At 64.3% G+C, this 20,526-nt stretch carries 21 protein-coding genes; all 21 read left to right on the forward strand.

Annotated features, from left to right (window positions below; translation table 11 throughout):
- Entirely contained in the window at nt 1-780 is a 780-nt protein-coding gene (locus JFX23_RS01355) for a DeoR/GlpR family DNA-binding transcription regulator (RefSeq protein WP_005962198.1), read from the forward strand.
- Between the two features lie 333 nt (nt 781-1,113).
- Nucleotides 1,114-2,670: an ABC transporter substrate-binding protein gene (locus JFX23_RS01360; RefSeq protein WP_005962197.1), complete on the forward strand. Its 1,557-nt coding sequence runs from the start codon at nt 1,114-1,116 to the stop codon at nt 2,668-2,670.
- A 4-nt stretch (nt 2,671-2,674) separates the two neighbouring features.
- On the forward strand, nt 2,675-3,628 hold the full coding sequence (locus JFX23_RS01365) for an ABC transporter permease (protein ID WP_005962196.1): 954 nt from the start codon (nt 2,675-2,677) through the stop codon (nt 3,626-3,628).
- Nucleotides 3,625-4,527, forward strand: a complete 903-nt coding sequence (locus JFX23_RS09565) for an ABC transporter permease (protein WP_198775334.1) — start codon at nt 3,625-3,627, stop codon at nt 4,525-4,527. Before JFX23_RS01365 ends, JFX23_RS09565 begins: the two co-directional genes overlap by 4 nt.
- A complete protein-coding gene (locus tag JFX23_RS01375) occupies nt 4,524-5,522 on the forward strand; it encodes an ABC transporter ATP-binding protein (RefSeq protein ID WP_198775336.1) in 999 nt (332 codons plus the stop codon). The genes JFX23_RS09565 and JFX23_RS01375 overlap by 4 nt, the downstream gene beginning before the upstream one ends.
- On the forward strand, nt 5,519-6,337 hold the full coding sequence (locus tag JFX23_RS01380) for an ABC transporter ATP-binding protein (protein WP_198775338.1): 819 nt from the start codon (nt 5,519-5,521) through the stop codon (nt 6,335-6,337). Before JFX23_RS01375 ends, JFX23_RS01380 begins: the two co-directional genes overlap by 4 nt.
- Entirely contained in the window at nt 6,337-7,707 is a 1,371-nt protein-coding gene (locus tag JFX23_RS01385; protein WP_198775347.1) for a neutral/alkaline non-lysosomal ceramidase N-terminal domain-containing protein, read from the forward strand. The genes JFX23_RS01380 and JFX23_RS01385 overlap by 1 nt, the downstream gene beginning before the upstream one ends.
- Nucleotides 7,694-8,626 carry a sugar phosphate isomerase family gene (locus JFX23_RS01390; RefSeq protein WP_198775349.1) on the forward strand — a complete coding sequence of 311 codons (933 nt, stop codon included), beginning with the start codon at nt 7,694-7,696 and terminating at the stop codon, nt 8,624-8,626. The genes JFX23_RS01385 and JFX23_RS01390 overlap by 14 nt, the downstream gene beginning before the upstream one ends.
- 3 nt (nt 8,627-8,629) lie before the next feature.
- Nucleotides 8,630-9,793 (forward strand): N-acetylglucosamine-6-phosphate deacetylase, encoded by a 1,164-nt coding sequence (locus tag JFX23_RS01395; protein ID WP_198775350.1) that lies wholly within the window; start codon nt 8,630-8,632, stop codon nt 9,791-9,793.
- The gene (locus tag JFX23_RS01400; protein WP_005962189.1) at nt 9,786-10,403 is read left to right on the forward strand and encodes an SIS domain-containing protein; all 618 of its coding nucleotides are present in this window, start codon (nt 9,786-9,788) and stop codon (nt 10,401-10,403) included. The genes JFX23_RS01395 and JFX23_RS01400 overlap by 8 nt, the downstream gene beginning before the upstream one ends.
- On the forward strand, nt 10,400-11,104 hold the full coding sequence (locus JFX23_RS01405) for a triose-phosphate isomerase (RefSeq protein ID WP_198775352.1): 705 nt from the start codon (nt 10,400-10,402) through the stop codon (nt 11,102-11,104). Before JFX23_RS01400 ends, JFX23_RS01405 begins: the two co-directional genes overlap by 4 nt.
- Nucleotides 11,105-11,137: 33 nt before the next feature.
- A complete protein-coding gene (locus JFX23_RS01410) occupies nt 11,138-11,641 on the forward strand; it encodes a YjbQ family protein (RefSeq protein WP_198775354.1) in 504 nt (167 codons plus the stop codon).
- Complete coding sequence (locus JFX23_RS09570; protein ID WP_198775356.1) at nt 11,638-13,053, forward strand: xylulokinase; 1,416 nt, start codon at nt 11,638-11,640, stop codon at nt 13,051-13,053. The genes JFX23_RS01410 and JFX23_RS09570 overlap by 4 nt, the downstream gene beginning before the upstream one ends.
- 114 nt (nt 13,054-13,167) lie before the next feature.
- A complete protein-coding gene (gene tsaE / locus JFX23_RS01420) occupies nt 13,168-13,791 on the forward strand; it encodes a tRNA (adenosine(37)-N6)-threonylcarbamoyltransferase complex ATPase subunit type 1 TsaE (protein WP_198775365.1) in 624 nt (207 codons plus the stop codon).
- Nucleotides 13,792-13,801: 10 nt separating this feature from the next.
- Nucleotides 13,802-14,497 (forward strand): tRNA (adenosine(37)-N6)-threonylcarbamoyltransferase complex dimerization subunit type 1 TsaB, encoded by a 696-nt coding sequence (tsaB, locus tag JFX23_RS01425; protein ID WP_040313528.1) that lies wholly within the window; start codon nt 13,802-13,804, stop codon nt 14,495-14,497.
- A complete protein-coding gene (rimI, locus tag JFX23_RS01430; protein ID WP_198775372.1) occupies nt 14,494-15,018 on the forward strand; it encodes a ribosomal protein S18-alanine N-acetyltransferase in 525 nt (174 codons plus the stop codon). The genes tsaB and rimI overlap by 4 nt, the downstream gene beginning before the upstream one ends.
- Before the next feature lie 236 nt (nt 15,019-15,254).
- A complete protein-coding gene (locus tag JFX23_RS01435) occupies nt 15,255-15,956 on the forward strand; it encodes a succinate dehydrogenase cytochrome b subunit (protein ID WP_198775374.1) in 702 nt (233 codons plus the stop codon).
- Between the two features lie 16 nt (nt 15,957-15,972).
- Nucleotides 15,973-17,952 (forward strand): fumarate reductase/succinate dehydrogenase flavoprotein subunit, encoded by a 1,980-nt coding sequence (locus tag JFX23_RS01440; protein ID WP_198775376.1) that lies wholly within the window; start codon nt 15,973-15,975, stop codon nt 17,950-17,952.
- Nucleotides 17,949-18,692, forward strand: a complete 744-nt coding sequence (locus JFX23_RS01445) for a succinate dehydrogenase/fumarate reductase iron-sulfur subunit (protein ID WP_198775378.1) — start codon at nt 17,949-17,951, stop codon at nt 18,690-18,692. Before JFX23_RS01440 ends, JFX23_RS01445 begins: the two co-directional genes overlap by 4 nt.
- A gap of 258 nt (nt 18,693-18,950) precedes the next feature.
- Entirely contained in the window at nt 18,951-19,259 is a 309-nt protein-coding gene (locus JFX23_RS01450; RefSeq protein WP_332874655.1) for a hypothetical protein, read from the forward strand.
- Between the two features lie 28 nt (nt 19,260-19,287).
- A complete protein-coding gene (gene tsaD, locus JFX23_RS01455; protein ID WP_198775387.1) occupies nt 19,288-20,340 on the forward strand; it encodes a tRNA (adenosine(37)-N6)-threonylcarbamoyltransferase complex transferase subunit TsaD in 1,053 nt (350 codons plus the stop codon).
- The last annotated feature ends 186 nt before the right edge of the window (nt 20,341-20,526 follow it).

Below are 20,526 nucleotides of genomic sequence, written 5' to 3' on the forward strand. Positions count from 1 at the left end.
ATGGGTAAGCAGGGTCTCGTGGGTGCCGAACGCAGGAAAACGATCCTGAGAATGGTTCAGGAGAGCGGCAGTGCCTCCGTTGCGCAGCTGTGTGCGACGCTGGGTGTTTCCGCGGCGACGATTCACCGCGACCTGGCCGCGCTTGCGAAGGAGGGGGTCGTGGAGCGGGTGCACGGAGGGATTCTCGCCCCTGCGGGCGGAGCGGATGATCCGCACGTCCTCGGTGAGAAGGCGCACCGTCGCGGCGAAAAGGCGGAGATCGCTCGAACCGCGTTGAGTTTCGTCTCCCCCGAGGTGCACAGCGTCTTTCTCGAAGCGAGCACGACTGTCGCGCAGCTCGGCCTCCTTCTGCGCGAACGCCGCGGCCTCGTCTTCCTCACGAACAGTCCGGAGATCGCACTCGAGCTCGTCGCCGAAGGGCTCGAGGTGACCCTCGTCGGAGGGCAGCTGCGTGCGCGCACCCTCGCGACCGTCGGTCCCGATGCGAATCGTCAGATCGGCTTGTCTCGTGTCGATGTCGCGTTCATCGGCGTGAGCGCCATCGACGTCGACGGCTTGTCCTCGATGAATGCGATCGAGGCGGAGACGAAGACTGCGATCATCGCGGCCTCTCGTGCAGTGATCGCGCTCGGTGACCACTCGAAACTGGGGAAGCGGGGATTGGCGCACGTCGCCCGGGCGGACGCGATCAATGCTCTGGTGACGGACGCGCGTGCCGACGATGCCGCGGTTGAGGCTTTGAGGTCGTGTGGGCTGGAGGTCATCATCGCCGAAGGGTGATACTCCACATCCCCTCTCCTCTTCGAGACGGACGCATTCGCGCCGCATGCGGGATTCCGCAGTGAGTCGTGTGGGTGCGGTGCCGCCGTACGCCATGATCTCCTGCGATCAGTGGCGCCCGGCCTGTGAAAACTCTGCGTGCGGTCATGCGCATCGTGCCGCGAGAAGTGCGCTTCATTCTGCTTTGGAATCCCTGTGATCCGCCCGAATCGCGCTGGGATCGCGCCCTTCATGTGGAAGATTCTGCAATTGTATGGAATGTATTTGAGAGGTATTGCAATGTGATGATTGATATGCTTCAATTGGTTTCGCGCTCCAAGGAAGGAGAGAGACATGCGTACCACACGGACTGGTAGCGTGATCGCCCTGGTCATGAGTGCAGCGATGGTGCTGACGGCATGCGGGGGATCGGACAGGGCGTCATCCGGCGCGTCGAATGGAGGCGCCGCCACAGGGGCAGAGAACAAAGTGGTTCTCATCAGCCGACAGGACCCGGGCACCCTGGACTACACGACGAGCCTCCAGACGGCTCTGCTCAACTGGGTCCCCGGCAACGTCGTCGAGCCCCTCCTCACGATGGACGACAAGGGGGAGATCGGCTCCGGACTCGCCGACGTCGAGGTGAACGACGCGTACACCGAGTACACCTTCACCCTCAGGGGCAACAAATTCTCCGACGGAAGCCCCATCACGGCGAAGGACGTCGTCTTCTCCCTCACCAAGATGAAGGAGAGTCCCATTGCCAACTGGGCCGGCGCCTTCGCCAAGGTCACCTCGATCGAAGCGGTCGGTGAGGAGCAGGTCAAGGTCGTCCTCGAACAGCCGAGTCAGGCATTCATCCGCGGCATGACATCGGTTCCCGGCCTCATCCAGCCTGAGGCGGCTTTCGGGCAGATCGCCACCGCCCCCATCGGATCGGGGCCCTACGTCATCGCTGAATACGTGCAGAACTCTCGGATCGTCCTCAAAACGAACCCCAACTACTCGGGGAAGAAACCGGCAATAGAGGAGGCGGAGATCCGCATCATCAGCGACGGTGCCGCAGCCCTCAATGCTCTTAAGTCCGGCGAGGCCGACGGTATGCCGCTCATTCAGAACGACATGTGGGAGCAGCTGAAGAACCAGAAGCTCGACGAGACAATGACTCTCCTCCAGAACCCGGCCATGGGTGAGAAGCAGTACCTCGTCCTCAACGCCGACGGAGCAAACACCAAGAATCCCGAGGTGCGTCGAGCCTTCGCCCAGGCGATCGACCGTGAAGCACTCGTCGCTGCAGTGAACGCAGATTGGGCCATGGTCCCGACCTGCGATTACGGCCTCGAAACCGACCCGTGGGTGGAGAAAGCGAGTCCCGATACCTGCCCCGCGCCGGAAGACCCCGCAACAGCGGCCACACTCGCCGATAAACTCGGACTCGGGAGCGCTCCGAGCCGCTTCGTCTCCCTCAGCGACGTTCCCGATCTCTCCCTCCCCGCGGACGTCCTCATCGAACAGTTCAAGGCTGCGGGGATCACGGTTGATCGCGAGGCGATCGACCTCGCACGCTACAGCCAAACGATCTTCCAAGGCCGCCCGCCCCAGTTCGAGGTGACGAACATGAGCGACCCGGCAGGGATCACCCAGTTCGCCTGCCCGGACCCCCAGTCCGCGGGGTGGACGACGTACTGCTCCTCTGAACTCAACGATCTCATCGTCCGAGCGGATGCGGCGCGCGACGCCGCCGAGTACGACGAGCTCCTTTCACAGGCGAACGAGATCCTCAAAAAGGACATGGTCATCGTCCCGCTCACCTACACCTACGGCATCGGACTTGCCAAACCGAACCTGAAGAACGCCGGCGCGCCGTCGGTCGTCTTCCAGGAGATCCCGGTCTACGAGATGTCGTGGTGATCCCATGGTCTCCTTCGCTCTGAGGCGTGTCGGTTACTTCCTCATCGCCGGCTTCGCCGCTTCGGTCCTGATCTTCATCCTGATCCGAGCCGCTGGTGGCAACGTGGCGGCGATCATCCTCGGCCAACACGCCTCGGCGGAGGCGATCACGAAACTCCAGGAGGAGCTCGGCCTCCTCCGTCCGCTCCACGAGCAGTACTTCACGTGGATGGGCGATCTGCTCACGGGCGACCTCGGGCATTCGTTCCGCACAGGGCAGCCCGTCACCGAACTCGTCGCGGGCGCCCTTCCGGTGAGCATTCCGCTGGCGTTGATGGGGCTCCTCCTCTCCCTCGTCATCGCCATCCCCCTCGGTACCTACGCCGCGGTTAAGCAGGACTCGTTCATCGGCACAATCATCGCCTTCTTCAGCCAGGTCGGCATTGCGATTCCCGTGTTCTGGGCCGGAGTGCTCCTCGCCCTCGTCTTCGGGGTGAAAATGCACCTCCTCCCGACGGGAGGATGGACACCGTGGAGTCAGGACCCGGTGGAGGCATTCAAATCCCTCATCCTCCCGGCTATCGCGATCTCACTGACGCTGAGTGCGAGCCTCACCCGTTACGTGCGCACCGCAGTCCTCGACATCATGAACGAGGAATACATCCGCACCGCGCGGGCGACCGGCATGACCCGCACTGAAGCGCTGATGAAGGTAGGGCTGCGCAACGCGATCCTCCCCGTCATCACAGTCGTCGGCATCCAGATCATCGACCTCATCTCCGGGACGGTCATCGTCGAGACGGTCTTCTCGCTCCCGGGACTCGCACGCATGCTCCTCGCCGCAGTCGCGGCACGAGAAGTCATCGTCGTCCAGAGCACGGTCGTCCTCATCATCCTCTTTGTCCTCATCGTGAATCTCATCATCGACCTGCTCTACGGGCTTCTAGACCCCCGCATCCGCCTGGGAGGCAAACAGTGAGCGTCCAATCCTCGCGCGCGGCCGACGCACGGAGCCGGAGCCGAACGAAGGAGCGCAGAAAGCGACCGGGCAACCGGTGGCTCTCCAACGGATCCGTCGTCGTCGGCGGTGCGATCGTCGCCCTCTACCTCATCGTGCTCATCGTCTCCCTCGTGTGGACTCCGAGCGATCCGAACGCCATCGATCCCGTGAACCGCCTCGCGCCGACCGGGACGCCCGGTCACCTTCTCGGCACGGACTCTCTCGGCCGCGACGTCGTCAGCGCCCTCCTCGCAGGTGCGAAGAACTCCGCGGCGGTCGCTGCCGGTGCCTGCGGCCTCAGCGTCGTGGCGGGCACGGCTCTCGGTCTGACGGCGGCCTCCCTCGGGAGGACGACCGACGAACTCATCATGCGCGCGATGGACGTGTGCGTGTCGATCCCCGGCGTCGTCATCGCACTCGTACTCGCGGCGACGATCGGTTCTGGCATCGCTTCGACGATCTTCGCCCTCCTCTTCTTCTTCACGCCGGCCTTCACTCGAATGGTGCGGGCGAACGCGCTGAGGATCCTCGCCGAGGACTTCCCGAAGGTCGCTGAACTCTACGGACGTTCGAAACCGTTCATCGCCGTCCGTCACGTTCTGCCGAACATCTTCTCGATCCTCCTCGTGCAGGCGAGCCAGTACTACGCCGTCGCGATCCTCACTGAGGCGGGACTGTCCTACCTGGGGGTTGGGGTGAACCGTCCCGAAATCTCCTGGGGAATGATGCTCAAGGAAGCCCAGCAGACCGTCGGGATCGATTCCCCGCTCGCGATGTGGCCGGGCGCGGCGATCATGGTGACCGTTCTCGGCCTCAACATCCTCGGCGACGGCGTCCGCGACGTGCTCGACCCCAAACTGCGGAGGGCCGACCGATGACGACCTCGACGATTCTCAGCGTCCGCGACCTGCGCGTCGCGAGCGGTGACCGCGCGGCAGTCAGGGGCGTCGACTTTGAGATCCGACGCGGTGAACGCGTCGGTCTCGTCGGTGAGTCAGGATCGGGGAAGTCGATGACGGCCCTGTCCATCATGGGACTCCTCCCACCGTCATGGACGGCGACGGGCAGCGTCATCCACGACGGGGCGGACCTTTTGACGATGAACGAGAAAGAACTGGCCGACAGGCGCGGCCGCACGATTTCGATGGTCTTCCAGGACCCGATGCTCGCACTCAACCCGGTGCGCAGGGTGGGTGCGCAGGTGGCTGATGTTCTGCGTCGGCACGAGCATCTTCCACGGGCCGAGGCCGAGCGGCGAGTCGTCCGGCTCTTCGAGGAGATGGGGCTTCCCCGTGCCGAACACCTCAAGGACGCCTACCCCCACCAGCTCTCGGGCGGGCAGCGACAGCGTGTGATGATCGCGACCGCCGTCGCATGCTCCCCCGACCTCATCATCGCCGACGAACCGACGACCGCCCTCGACGTCACGGTGCAGAAACGCGTGCTCCGCCTGCTCAACCGCACCGTCGAGGAGCGGGGGAGTGCCCTGTTCCTCATCACGCACTCGCTCCCGGTCGTCGCCGCGACCTGTCGGAAGGTCGGCGTCATGTACGGCGGGACGCTCGTCGAGTTCGGTGATGTCCAGGCCGTCCTCGGCGCGCCCCGGCACCCCTACACCCGTGCGCTCCTGAGGTCACAGCCCGTCCTCGACCCGGAGAACTTCCACCCGTCGTCCCGCCTGCCCTTCATCCGCGGCTCGGTCCCGAGTCTCAAGGACATGCCTGAAGGCTGTCCCTTTTCGAATCGCTGCGACGAAGCGCACGAGACGTGCAACAGGCGTCCTCCGACTCTCACGGTCGACGGCGTGCGCGTGGCGTGTTGGAAAGCTGGCAGCGACGAGGCCGTCCGGAACGGAGATGAGGTGAGCTCGTGAACGAACAAGGCATCCCCGTACTCGCGGCCGAACAGGCGACGCAGAGGTATCCGCTTCCACGGACGAATCCCTTCCGTCGTGCCGAGGTCCTGACGGCGGTCGAAGCGACGGACTTTTGCGTTCACGCGGGTGAGTCCGTGGGGATCGTCGGGGAATCGGGTTCGGGTAAGACGACGCTGTGCCGAATGCTCGTCGGCCAGGAGAAACCGGCCGGAGGGCGGATCCTCCACCGCGGGCGCGACGTTTGGGCGAGAGGTTTCGACACGCTGTCCTACCGCCGCTCCGTTCAAATGGTCTTCCAGAATCCGAAGTCCTCCTTCGACCCTCGAATGACGGTGGGTGAGGCGCTCAGGGAGCCGATGAGGTCCCTCAAAATCGAAGGCGACGCCGAGTCGCGCATCCTCACCGTCCTCGATCAGGTCGGCCTCGACTCGCGCGTGGTGGAGCGCTTCCCGCACGAGTTCTCCGGAGGCCAACTCCAGCGCCTCGCGATCGCGCGCGCACTCATCCCCGGCCCGGAGGTGCTTGTCGCAGATGAGCCCGTCTCGGCGCTGGACGTGTCGATCCAGGCGCAGGTCCTCAACCTCCTCAAGGACCTTGTACGCGACCTCGGTCTCGCGCTCGTCATGATCGCGCACGACTTATCGGTGGTCGGCTGCACGACCGAGCGGGTCTACGTGATGTCGAACGCCCGCGTCGTCGAGAAGGGGGAGCCCTCGCGCCTCTTCTTCTCACCGTCGGCACCGGAGACGAAGGAATTGGTGGACGCAGTCCTCAACGTGGGGGACGGGCTCGCCGGAAAGGGACTCGACTGATGAGCAGGTCATGGAAAGCGGGGGTCGCGGTCGCGGATATCACGCCGCCGCTCGGCGTCGAACTCGGCGGCTATCCCTACTTCGAGCGGAAGAACACCGGTGCGCACGACCCGCTCGTCGCTTCGGTCCTCTGCCTCGAGGAAGCGGGGAGGCGCCTCATCCTCATCGCGACGGACCTCTTCTGGATCACACGAGGACAGGCCGACAGCATCCGCAAGGGAGTCGCCGAGGAGACGGGCATCGACCCATCCGCCGTCATCATCACCTGCTCCCACACGCACAGCGCCCCGTGGATGAGCGTCGTCTTCGAAGCCTCCGATGATCAGCCGGACTTCCAGACGATCATCGACGAGGAATGGATCGCCTCGGTCCGCCGCGCGTGCATCGGTGCCGTATCCGAGGCGGTGGCCTCGGCCTTCGACGCGCGAATAGAAGTCGGTATCGGCAGATGCGGTGCGGATGAGGGAGTGGGCGGGAACAGGCGCCACCCGGAGGAGGGCCCCGTCGACGACGAGCTCCCGGCCCTCGTCGTCAAGGACCTGTCAGGTCGCGTGCGTGCCGTGTGGACGAAGTACGCGTTGCACCCGACGATCCTCCACGGTGAGAGCACGCTCGTCAGCGCCGACTTCCCGGGCGGCACGCGCGCAAGCCTTCACGAGGCCTTCGACGGCGCCGTCCTCTTGTACTCGATGGGAGCAGCAGGGGATCAGTCGCCAAGGTACTTCGCGCGGACGAAGGACTTCGCGGAGGCCGAACGGATCGGCGCGGAACTCGGGCGCGCCCTCGTCGGCGCCGTCGAATCTGCTTCACCCCTGGGGGTGGGGAGGCTGGCGTTCACGAGCAGGACGGTCGAGCTGCTACCGAGGACGTATTCGCCGATCCGGCGCATCGAGTCCGAGCTCGTCGGACTGAAAGCTGAAGAATCGGATCTCGTTGCGGCCGGGGCCCCCTACCTCGATCGTCAGAACGCGAACCTCGCGGTGCTCGGCAAGGAGTGCGAACTGGGCAACGCGCGGCGGGGTGAGGAGTATGCGAGAGCCCGTTTCGCCAGGTGCGCGCCCTTCGAGGTCACGGTCGTCGCACTCGACCGCAGGACGGCGCTGGTCTTCATGCCCGGCGAGCTCTTCTGCGACTTCGGGCTCTCCGTCAGCCGGGCCTCACCCTTCACCCGGACGTGGGTGTCGACCCTGTCCAACGGCGATCTGCCGGGCTACTGCGTTACCCCCGCTGCCCGCGAGGAGGGCGGGTACGAGCCGGGCAATTCCCTCCTGGAAGTGAATGCCGGAGCGCGTCTCGCGGCGGCGGCACTCGAACTCCTCGCGGATCTCTTCGATGACGAAAGGCATGGTGGCACCGATGACGTTCAATGAACGATTCGCCCCCGCGGACTTCATCCCTTTCCGGGACCGGGACGCGATCGACCGCGTGAACGCGCTGACCGGGGAGGAGTTCCTCCACCACGACAATCCCGGGGTTCGCATCCGCGTCGTGTCCGATGCGGGACTCAACACGATGATGGTCTCCGACATGGTCGGCGAGATCGTGCGCGCAAAGGTCGAGGGGAGGCGCTGTGTCCTCGTCCTGCCGAACCCCAATCCGGCATATCGAGAGGTGGCGCGCATCCTCAACGCCGTGCGGATGGATCTCAGCCACGTCACGACCTTCAACATGGATGAATGGGCCGACGAGGACGGGAACGTCGCCGGTCTGGAGTACCGCCAGAGCTTCATCGCGTCGACCAAACGCTTCTTCTGGGACGAGCTCGATCCGGAGCTCCGCATGCCCGCCGAGCAGTTCATCCATCCGACGACTGAGAACATCAGCCGGTACTCGGAGATGATCGAGGAAGCCGGCGGGGCGGACGTCGTTTACACCGGTCCCGGATGGACCGGCCATCTCGCCTTCGTCGAACCCGGGGCCGAATTCTCCGCAGACCTCGACGAATTCCTCACCCAGGGGGCAAGGATCGTCACCCTTCATCCACTGACGATCGCTCAGAACTCCCTCCACGGATCCTTCGGAGCCTCCGGTGACGTGGCCTCAGTCCCGCCGAAAGCGGCGACTATCGGTCCGCTCGACGTGGTGCGGTCCAAGCGTCGCGTCGAAATGCACGGGATCACGACGCGCGGGACATTCTCGAGCTGGCAGCGCACGGCGTCGCGGCTGGCGATCCACGGTCCTGTGACTCCGCTCGTCCCGACTTCGATCATGCAGCTCCTCGGAGCGGACTTCTATGTGACGGAGAAGATCGCGGCTCCCGTGGTCTGCGATTTCGAGAGTCAGTACTGAGCCATGAGAACGTGCATCGCAGGAGCTGCGCTCGTCACTCCGAACGGCCTGCTCGAAGGACATCACGTCCTCGTCGTCGACGGGCGGATCGCGCTCATCACGCCGAGGGAGGAGATCGCCGAGGAACCCGGAACGGAGGTCGTCGACGCGACGGGCCTCGTCCTCGGCCCGGGCTTCATCGACATCCACTGTCACGGGGGCGGCGGACGCTGGTTCCATGAGGATCCGCTCCCCGCAGCGCGTTTCCACCTCGAGCATGGGACGACGTCCCTTCTCGCGACGACGATCCTCCATGCGGACGCGCGTGAGCAAGTGGAAGCGCTCGCCGTCGCGGCCGACGCCGCGCTCGATCCTGCGGCCGTGAACGTTGTGGGAGTCAACATGGAGGGCCCTTTCCTCCATCCCGAACTCGGCGCGTATCGGGAGTGGTCGCGCCCGGCGAGACCGCAGGAGTACATGGAGTACGTACGTGCGAGCAGGGGAAGCCTTCGGTGGATGACGATCGCTCCCGAGGTGGAGGGAGTGACGCGAATGGTCGACGACCTTCAGGCGGCGACCCGGGGTGCGCTCACGTTCTCCGTGGGGCACTCGAAGGCGACCCGCGATCAGATCCGAGCGCTCATGCCGCGCGGTTTGCGCGCGGCGACGCATCTCATGAACGCCACGGGTGCTGCAGTCGAGCCTGCTCGCTTCGGCGGGACCCGGGAAGTCGGTGTCGACGAGGCGGTGCTTCTCGAGGACTCCATCAGCGCCGAGGTGATCGCGGACTCCGAGGGGGCGCATGTCCGACCGGACCTGCTCCGCTTGATCTTCAAGGTGAAAGGGCCGGAGAGGACGCTTCTCGTCACTGACTGCACGGCGGAGTGTGGCGGTGCGGGCCATGAAGGTCCCGCTGACCTCAATTTCACGGCTTCGGGGGGTCTTGCGGGGAGTTCGCTGACGATGGACCGTGCAGTGGCGAATTTCGTTCGCCACACGGGCGCGGAACTCGCTCAGGCGTGGGATCTGGGTTCGAGGGTTCCCGCTCGCCTCATGGGATTCGCCGATCGGGGCGAGGTGGCCCCCGGGCTGAGGGCGGATCTCGTCCTCGCCCGTTGGGACGGACTGTCCCTCAAGATCGAGGACGTGTGGATCGACGGTGTGTCCGAAGGAGGACGTCATGACTGAGGAACGAGATGGAGCGGCGATCCTGGCCGCCGAGGAAGCACTGCGGATCGAGGCGGGAGCACTCGCGGTGCTCCGTGAACGGGCGGATCTCGAGCAGATCGTTAGGGTCGCCCGTGTTCTCCTCGAGGCGCCGCGGATCATCACGGTCGGTTCGGGCTCGTCAGGTCTGGCGGCGGCAAAGTTCGCGCACTCGCTGTGCTGTGCGGATAATCCGGCGAAGTTCATGCCTCCGTCGGAAGCGGTCCACGGTGGACTGGGAGCCGTCCACGCCGGTGATGCCGTTGTCATGGTGACCCGGGGCGGGGGGACGGAGGAACTCGTGCCGATCATGCACGTCGTCAATGCCCGAGGGGCGACGCTCATCGGGCTGACCGAGAACCTCGACTCTGAGCTGGCGGCGTGCTCAGACATACTCCTCCCGCTCTACATCACGAGGGAGTCCGATCCGCTCGGCACCATGGCGACGACATCGAACACAGTGGTTGGGGTGCTCTTCGACGCTGTCCTCGCGGCGATGATCGCGATATCGGGCTTCACCTCGGCGGAATTCGGCCTCATTCATCCCGGTGGTGCAGTGGGAACGCGTCTCGCGAAGGAGGTGGGACGATGAAGGACGCCATCCCCGCCGATCGGCCCCTGTTCGAGATCGGTCCGAAGGCGTACCTCTACGGGGCGGACGTCGTCGCCCTCGCCCGTGCGGCGGATCGGGCGTCGGAGGAACACGACGTGACCGTGGTGTTCACTTCGCCGATCCTGGAGGCGCGCGCGGTCGTCGATAGTGTCGAGCACATCCTCGTCTGCGTCCCTCACCTCGATCCCATTCGTCCCGGTCGAGGAATCACGGACATCCTTCCGGAGGCCCTCGTCGAGGCGGGGGTGCGCATGGTGATGCTCAACCACGCGGAGCATCCGATCACGTTCACCGTGCTTGAAAAAACGATGCAGCGTGCCGCGGAAGTCGGGCTCGCGACCGCCGTGTGCGCGAGTTCTCTCGCCGAGGTCCGTGCGGTGGCCTCCCTCGGTCCCGACCTTCTCGTCGCAGAACCGACGGAACTCATCGGGACTGGCAAGCCGTCGGGGTTCGACTACGTCGAGGCATCGAATCGTGCGGTGCGCGAGATCAATCCGGGTGTGCGCGTCCTTCAGGGGGCGGGGATCTCGACAGCTGCGGACGTCGAGGCCGTCATCCGCAACGGGGCGGACGCGACGGGATCGTCGAGTGCGATCGCGACAGCGCCGGATCCGTCGGCCATGGCGGAAGCAATGATTCGCGCGGCGCGTCGTGGGTGGGACGCGCGTCCGCGTTCATGACGGCCCACCATCACCACGGAAAGGGAAGAAACGATGAAGGTGCACCGGGAAACGATCGATCTCCAGTCCAAGAGGAACCATCCGACGTTCCATGACGTGACGAAGGAGGTGAAGGCGGCGCTCAAGCGTTCAGGAGTGAAAGACGGAATCGCGGTCGTCTACAGCCATCACACGACGTGTTCAGTCCTGACGCAGGAGTGTTCGCACGACAAGACCTACTACGGCCTCGAGTATCTTCAGCAGGATCTCGTCAACACGATGGAGCGCATCGTTCCGCAGTGCCTCGTCGAGGGACAGTACATGCATCCCGGGCCCGCGCACATCCGTTTCGCCATGGATGAGGCGAAGGAAGAAGGCGAGTGGACGAGCCTGAACACGGACGCGCACCTGCGCAGCGTCTTCTTCGGGCGTTCCGAGACAATCGTCGTGGTGGACGGCGAGCTCGATCTCGGTGAGTTCGGCTACATCTACTTCGTCGACTGGGACCAGATCCGTGATCGTCCCAGGCAGTGCCAGGTCCAGATCATCGGAGAGTGATAACGGTGCTCCCCGTGTGGCTCGGTCTCGACGTCGGGACGACCGGCGTGAGGTGCCTCGCCGTGGACGAGGAACTCCGAGTCGTCGCAAGCTCCTACGCAGAGGCTCCTCCCGTCCATGCCCCGGACGGGAGGGTAGAACAGGATCCGTGGGAATGGGTGGAGGCCTCGTGTCACGTGATCGGAGACGTGGTCGACGAGGTCGGACCAGCGAGCGTCCAAGCGCTGGGCATTTCCTCGCAGGGGATCTCCCTCATTCCGGTGGATCGGAGGGGAGTGCCGATTCGTCACGCGATCAGTTGGCTCGACGAGCGCGGTGCGCATGTAATGGACGATCTCGCCGCACGCGTCGATCCGGCAGATGTCGTGGCGCGCACCGGAAAGCCCTGGTCCGGTGTCTACACTCTGCCGAAAATCATGTGGATGAGGCGCTTCGAGCCGGAGAACTACGAACGGGTGGGTGCTTTCCTGCAGCCGATGGATTGGCTCCACCTGTGTTTCGTCGGCGAAGCGGTGACCGACCGCACGCTCGCATCGGCCTCGATGGCGGCTTCGCTCGAGGACGGTCTGTGGGACCGTGACCTGCTGGACGCTCTCGAGATCGACAGCGATCTGTTCCCGAAGATCCGTCAATCCGGAACGGAGGCGGGAGTCCTTCGCCGGGAAATAGGCGAACGTCTCAGGGTCGGAACGATCCCGGTGCGTGTCGGCGGGCAGGATCAGAAGCTCGCAGCAATGGCGGCGGGGATAGGGCCCGATGTAGCGACGCTGTGCCTCGGCACATCGGGCGCGCTTGAGGTCCGGGCGGAGGCTCCGCTCCCATGGGGCGGCCCATTGTTCAGTTTCCTTGAACCGGGTCAATGGGTTCGAGAGGCTGCGATTCCGACGGCCGGGGCCGCTCACCGCTGGTTCGTCAGGACCGTGCTCGCCGGTGAGAGCTACGACCTCAGTGACGAGCTCGCAGCCGTGGAGCCCGCGGCCGACGCTCCGTTGTTCTTCCCCCGGTTGTCGGATCCGTCGGAGCACGGGTGGCCGCATGCCCCCGGGGGCGTGATGTGGGGACTCGGCCTGGGGACGAATCGGGCCGACCTTGCGCGGTGCGTATACGAAGGGGTTGCTTTCGAGGTCGGCGACCGCTGGCGCCGGATGGGATCGGAGGCCGAGACCTTACGCGTGTTCGGCGGGGGCGCCCGCTCGGAACCGTGGTGCCGTGTCATCGCATCAGTCCTCGGCAGGCCGGTCGAGCGCTTGCACGTCGCGGAAGCCTCCGCACTCGGAGCCGCAGTGTCGGCAGGCGCTCCGCGTATGCCGCTCACATCGAGAGAGGTGCTCCCCGACGAGTCCGTCATGGCGTGGGAGGAGGAGCGTTTCGAGCACTGGCGTCTCATCGCCGCGCGCCTCGACGGCGGGTGAGGATTCTCGATGTCCGCAGATCCCGGGAGTGCGACAATGGTCCATGCCGCTGCCGACGGCTCTCCCGTCGGCCCCGCGTTGTGCGACCGGACATGACCTGACGGAGGAGACCCGATGAATGCCCCGCTTTCGGCGACCACCCGCTCACCCGAGCAGACGCGAGCAGTGGGCAGAGCCCTCGGGGAGGTCCTGCAGGCCGGGGACCTCATCATGCTGCGCGGCGGCCTGGGAGCGGGAAAAACCACCTTCACGCAGGGCATCGGAGAAGGGATGGGGGTGCGAGGCCGGGTCGCCTCCCCGACCTTCATTGTTGCCCGAGTCCATCACAGCCTGTCGGGAGGCCCCGATCTCATCCACGCGGACGCCTACCGGATCCGCGACCTTGAAGACCTTGAAACCCTCGATCTCGACTCCTGCCTGGAGGAAGCCGTGATCGTCGTCGAATGGGGCGAGGGGAAGACCGAAGCGATGTCGGCCGAGCGCCTCGAAATTGACGTTGAACGCGCCACCGGCGGCGAGGCGGCCTACGACAGTGACACCATCAACCTTGAAACCATGGACGACGGCGAGCGCCGGGTCGAACTGCGCCCGCGTGGGACCCGCTGGGACGGGGTGCTTGATGGGGTCCTCGCGCGCGCCCGCGAGATCATCGCCGAGGGCGAGGCGCAGGCCTTCGATGAAGGCGAGAAGACGGATGACGCAGGGGCCGAATCGGTTGCCCCCGCCTCCGACGAGTAGGATCGACGCCGTGCTTTCACTGTGCCTCGACACTTCAGCCGCAACCACCGTCGCACTCGTCAACGACACACTGGTCCTGTCTCGCGCCGCCAATAAGTCCACGCGACACCACGCCGAGTCCATCGCCGTCCTCGTGACCCAGGTGCTCACCGAGGCGGGGCTTGCGCCGCAGGGGGCAGCCGCCGGACTTGATCGCGTCTGCGTGGGAACCGGCCCCGCCCCCTTCACCGGTCTTCGCGCAGGCCTTGTGTCTGCTCGCGTGTATGCCCGCGCAGCCGCAATCCCCGTGTACGGAGTGTCGAGCCTCGACGCGATTGCCCGCGCCGCCCTTGATCTTCTGCCCCGCGAGACCCGGGTCCTCGCGATCTCTGATGCGCGCCGCAAAGAGCTCTACTGGGGTCTTTACACTGCTGAGGGTGCCGATGATGTGCACCTCGAGGGGCGTCTCGAGGTCGGAAGCGCCGCCGCTCTGTTGTCCTCCCTCCGACAAAGGGATCTACTCATCGTGAGCGCAGGCCCCATTCCCGCCCACTCAGCTGAAGCGCTCGCGGTCGCGGAATTCGGCCCCCAGGTCGAACTCGACCCCGCGATCTTCTCGCGCATCGTCTCCGCCAGGCTCGCCCGCGGAGAGGCAGACTCCCTGTCGACCGCGCCCCTGTACTTGCGCCGCCCGGAGATTCACGGTCAGCCGATGGAACGCTTATGAGTCCGAGACGGGTCCACATCATCCGTGCCGGAAAATCCGATGCGCAACTCCTCCTTGAGCTTGAGCAGCTCCTCTTCCCCGAGGACCCGTGGACGGAGGGGATGATTCGTGAGGAACTCGCTTCACCTTACTCGGACTATCTCCTCGCCCTAGCCCCTGACGAGGAGACAAGAGCCGAGGGGGACGATCTTTCGCAGGTCAGGGGCCTCGCACGGGCCGGGGGCCTCGTCTTCGGATACGGCGGAATCAAAACGCTCGGCGATAGTGCGGACATCATGACCATCGGGATCTTGCCGCAGGCCCGTCGCGCAGGGCTGGGCAGGATGCTCGTCAAAGCCCTCCTCGAAGAGGCTGTGCGCCGTGGAGCCAGGACCGTCTTCTTAGAAGTGCGAGAATCGAATCAGGGGGCGCGCGCCCTCTACACGAGTGAGGGTTTTAGGGAAGTCGGGAGAATCCGGCGCTACTTCCACAATCCCCTCGAGGATGCGATCACGATGCTCAAGGAACTCGAAAGCAACTGAGTTCTGAGAAGAAAAGACGTTTGAACGAATATCGCGACGATCGGCGTATTAAAAAAGGTCTGGAAGAGATCTTTGAAGTGGCAATACAGACTGCCTCGCAGCGAGGATAATCCCGTGTGAACTCGCTGGGGAATCGGCGTGATTGTGCGGGAAACTCGCAACCCCGAGTAAAAGTTCGCTTCCAGTGGGCCGAGGGTCGCAGAATCGGCACGATTTCAGGGCTTATCCTATTCTTCATGGCCACAACAAACGTCGCAACGAAGAAGCGCCGCGCGTGGACCACCAGCGTCTTCATTAAGCAGCTGATGGCCGTCTCGGGCTTCGTATTCGTCTTCTTCCTGCTTTTCCACTCCTACGGCAACCTCAAGATGTTCCTCGGTCAGGAGGCGTACGACCACTACGCCCACTGGCTCAAAGAAGAGGCATTCGTGCCGATCTTCCCGCACGGCGGATTCATTTGGGTCTTCCGCGCCGCGATGCTCCTCATGCTCCTCATCCACCTCTTCGCCGCTGCCTACACGTGGCGGCGTTCGAAGAGAGCGCGCTCGAGTCGCTACGTCGTGAAGAAGTCAGTCACGGACTCCTATGCTGCGCGCACCATGCGCCTGTCCGGCGTCCTGATCTTCCTCATTTTCGTCTTCCACATCTTGCACTTCACCGTGGGCGCAGTGAAGACGGGCTTCGTCGCCGACGCAACCCCCTACGAGCGCATGGTGGCGTCCTTCCAATCGCCGCTGGTTGTCCTCCTGTACCTGCTCTTCGTGGCACTCGTCTGCCTGCATGTGTCGCACGGTTTCTGGTCGATGTTCCAGAGCCTCGGTTGGGTCCGACCCGCCACGCGCAAGGCCATGCTCATCCTCTCCGGCCTCGTCGGCGCCATCATCCTCGTGATGTTCATGGCACCGCCGCTTGCCATCGCCGCCGGATTCATCTCCTGAGGAAGGTCGAATACTCATGTCTGACACCCTCATCAAGGGCTTCTACCACGAGGGCGAGAAGATCGCCGACACGAAGGCGCCCCTCGATGTTCCGATTGCACAGTGCTGGGAGCAGCGCAAGTTCTCCGCGGCCCTCGTGAACCCGGCCAACCGCCGCAAGCTCCGCGTCATCATCGTCGGCACCGGCCTCGCCGGTGGTGCTGCCGCAGCCTCGCTGGGCGAAATGGGCTACAACGTCGACGTGTTCTTCTACCAGGACTCGGCCCGCCGAGCCCACTCGATCGCCGCCCAGGGCGGCATCAACGCCGCGAAGAACTACCGTAACGACAACGACTCCGTTTACCGCCTCTTCTACGACACGGTCAAGGGCGGCGACTACCGTGCCCGCGAAACGAACGTCTACCGTCTCGCCGAGGTCAGCGCCAACATCATTGACCAGTGCGTCGCTCAGGGCGTCCCCTTTGCCCGTGAATACGGCGGCCTTCTTGATAACCGTTCCTTCGGCGGCGTCCAGGTGTCTCGCACCTTCTACGCTCGCGGCCAGACAGGACAGCAGCTCCTGATCGGCGCCTACCAGGCCCTCGAGCGTCAGGTCGCAGCTGGAACCGTCACCGAGCACGCACGCCACGAAATGGTCGAGCTCATCGTCTCCGATGGTCGTGCACGAGGCATTGTCGCCCGCGACATGTCCACCGGAAAGCTTGAGACCCACGTCGCCGACGCGGTCGTCCTCGCCACGGGTGGTTACGGAAACGTCTTCTTCCTGTCCACCAACGCCATGGGGTGTAACGCGACCGCGATCTGGCGTGCGCACCGCAAGGGCGCCTACTTCGGCAACCCCTGCTTCACGCAGATCCACCCGACCTGCATCCCCCAGCACGGCGACCAGCAGTCGAAGCTCACCCTCATGTCGGAGTCGCTTCGTAACGACGGCCGCATCTGGGTGCCCAAGAAGGCGGAAGACTGCGAAAAGGATCCGCGCGAGATTCCCGAAGAGGATCGCGACTACTACCTCGAGCGTATCTACCCCTCCTTCGGCAACCTGGTCCCGCGTGACATCGCCTCTCGCCAGGCGAAGAACATGTGCGACGAGGGACGAGGCGTCGGCCCGAAGATCGACGGTGTTGCTCGCGGCGTCTACCTCGACTTCGCCGACGCGATCCAGCGCATGGGCAAGGATGCCGTTTCTGCGAAGTACGGCAACCTCTTCGACATGTACGAGCGCATCACCGGTGACAACCCCTACGAGGTGCCGATGCGCATCTACCCGGCAGTCCACTACACGATGGGCGGCCTGTGGGTCGATTACGACCTCGAGTCGAACCTGCCGGGCCTGTACGTCGCCGGCGAGGCGAACTTCTCCGACCACGGTGCCAACCGCCTGGGCGCTTCGGCGCTCATGCAGGGCCTGTCGGACGGCTACTTCGTTTTGCCGAACACGATCAACGACTACCTGTCGAAGTGTTTCAACCTGCCGAAGCTCGACGAGAACTCTCAGGACGTCGTCGAGGCTCTTCGGGACGCCCAGTCGCGCATCGACACTCTCATGTCTGTGAACGGATCGCGTTCCGTCGACTCCTTCCACAAGGAACTCGGGCACATCATGTGGGAGTACTGCGGTATGGAACGCACCGAGGCAGGCCTCAAGAAGGCAATCGGACTCATCCGCGAACTGCGCAAGGACTACTGGCTCAACGTCCGTGTTCCCGGCAAGTCGATCGGCGAACTCAACCAGTCCCTCGAGAAGGCCGGCCGCGTCGCCGACTTCATGGAACTGGGTGAACTCATGTGTATCGACGCTCTGCACCGTGAGGAGTCCTGCGGCGGCCACTTCCGGGCCGAGTCGCAGACCCCCGAGGGTGAAGCGATGCGCCACGACGACCAGTACCTGTACGTCGCCGCGTGGGAGTGGACCGGCGAGGGAGAAGCGCCGATCCTCCACAAGGAAGACCTCATCTACAACAACATCGAGTTGAAGCAGCGGAGCTACAAGTGAACCTCACACTGAAGATCTGGCGCCAGAACGGTCCCGACGACCGTGGCGCGATGCACGAGTACCAGGTGAAGGGAATCTCCGAGGGCTCGTCCTTCTTGGAGATGCTCGACATCCTCAACGAGGACCTTTTCGCCCGCGGCGAAGAACCGATCGTCTTTGATTCGGATTGCCGTGAGGGAATCTGCGGTCAGTGCGGCATCGTCATCAATGGCGTTGCTCACGGCCCGGAGGTCACGACCACCTGCCAGCTCCATATGAGGACGTTCCACGATGGTGACGTCATCACGATCGAGCCCTGGCGTGCGGACGCCTTCCCGCTGATCAAGGACCTCGTCGTCAACCGCAGCGCCCTTGACCGCATCATCCAGGCTGGTGGTTACATTTCAGTGAACACCGGTGCGGCCCCGGACGCTCACGCCACTCCGGTTCCGAAGCAGGACGCGGATCGTGCATTCGAGGCTGCAGCCTGCATCGGCTGCGGCGCTTGCGTGGCGGCCTGCCCGAACGCTTCGGCGATGCTTTTCACCTCGGCGAAGGTCACGCACCTCCAGCTCCTTCCCCAGGGCAAGCCGGAGAACTACAAGCGAGTTGTCAACATGCTCAACCAGATGGACGAGGAGGGTTTCGGCACCTGCTCGAACATTGGTGAGTGTGCAGCGGTCTGCCCCAAGCAGATCCCTCTCGACGTCATTGCGACGCTCAACCGTCAGCTCGGCAAGGCTGCCCTGAAGGGCATCTGAGCCGCATATGGCCATCGCGGCGCTCCGGTCGATTCTCTTTCGGCCGGGGCGCCGTCGTATGCGGCTCTTGGGGAAGAGCTGCATACGGCCTCGCCCCTGCGTCCCGGCCTTGAGTTGGAGAAGAGAGGCCGTGGGGAAGAAGTGAGAATGTGACGAAGACGGGAAGCCTTTGCGAAGAAGAGAGGTCGCAGCGAAGAGGGGAGGAGCTCAACGAAGAGGCAAGGAGCTTGGGGGACACTCGCTGCACCATAGAATATGGTGAGCAAAATCGGGGCGGAGGCGAAGAACATGGCCGAATACACAATCAGCAAGGCGGACACCAGCGAAGCGAAGCCCACAGGAGAACAGCGTCCCGCACGCCGCTTTTGGGTCGCATTGACCATCTTCGCCATGTCTGTGTTCACCCTCCTTTCCGTTCTGGCCCTCATCGGCCTCATATTCGGACCCGCTGACATCAAGGCCCTCGCCGATCACGCCTTGCCCTGGTCCCTCCTCGCCCTCGCCCTCGCAGGAGTCGCAATGGCGATCGCAAAGCGACGCCCCAGAGCTCAAGCGGACGAGGCCTGAAGCGGCCCACGGTTTTACACTGGTCGACGTGAGTGAAGCCCTCGTTCTTGGAATTGAATCGACCTGCGATGAGACCGGTGTCGGGATCGTGCGCGGCTGCGAGCTCCTCGTTGACCGAACCGCCACCTCGATGGACCAGTACGCCCGCTACGGCGGCATCATCCCGGAGATCGCTTCTCGCGCCCACCTTGAATCCTTCCTGCCGACCCTCGACTCGGCTCTCGAGGAAGCAGGCGTCACTCTCAAGGAGATTGACGCGATCGGCGTGGCGGCGGGCCCGGGCCTCGTCGGCTCGTTGACGGTTGGGATTTGTGCGGCGAAGGCCCTGGCCTCTGCTCTCGGCAAGCCCCTGTACGGAGTGAACCACATCATCGGCCACCTCGCCGTCGACAAACTCGCCGACGGGCCCCTGCCACAACGATTCATCGGCCTAGTCGTCTCAGGCGGACATTCAAATATCCTCCTCGTCGAGGACATCGCCACCGATGTGAAAGAACTGGGCGGAACCCTCGACGATGCCGCAGGTGAGGCTTTCGATAAGGTCGGTCGCCTCCTCGAGCTGCCCTACCCGGGTGGCCCACACGTCGACCGACTCTCCCAGCTCGGCAATGCTGATGCGATCCGTTTCCCACGAGGGCTCGCCTCGGGTAAGGACAAGGAACGCCACAAGTACGATTTCTCGTTCTCTGGCTTGAAGACCGCGGTCGCCCGCTATGTTGAAGGCGCTCAAGCCAGGGGTGAAGAGTTCTCGCCCGAGGACGTGTGCGCGGGCTTTTCAGAAGCAGTCAATGATTCCCTCACGTCGAAGGCGGTACGCGCCGCCCTTGATACGGGGTGTTCGTCGATTGTTGTCGGTGGAGGGTTTTCTGCGAACTCGCGTCTGCGTTCTCTGCTGAGCGAACGCGCTGAAGCTGCGGGCATCGAAGTGAGGATGCCTCCACTGCGTTTTTGCACGGATAACGGTGCTCAGATCGCGGCTTTGACCTCTGAGCTCCTCAGAGCAGGAGTGGCGCCCTCCGATTGGGATTTCTCCCCGGATTCGAGCATGGCCCTCACCCAGCCTTCCGTGCTGCCGCGCTGAATCCAGTGGAGCGCCCTGGTGTGAAGCGGCGGAGCACCCCTGGGGGCCGCGAGCGCGGGTCCCAGGTCTCGGATTTCGTGCGAGCCCGAGCGAAGTCTCCGGGGCGTGGGGACGTGGCTTGCACTCAAACGCCAACTCGACGACCTCCTCCCGAAGTCTCCGGGGCGTGGGGACGTGGCTGTGATG

The organism is Schaalia cardiffensis, assembly GCF_016405145.1.
Classification (GTDB): Bacteria; Actinomycetota; Actinomycetes; order Actinomycetales; family Actinomycetaceae; genus Pauljensenia; species Pauljensenia cardiffensis.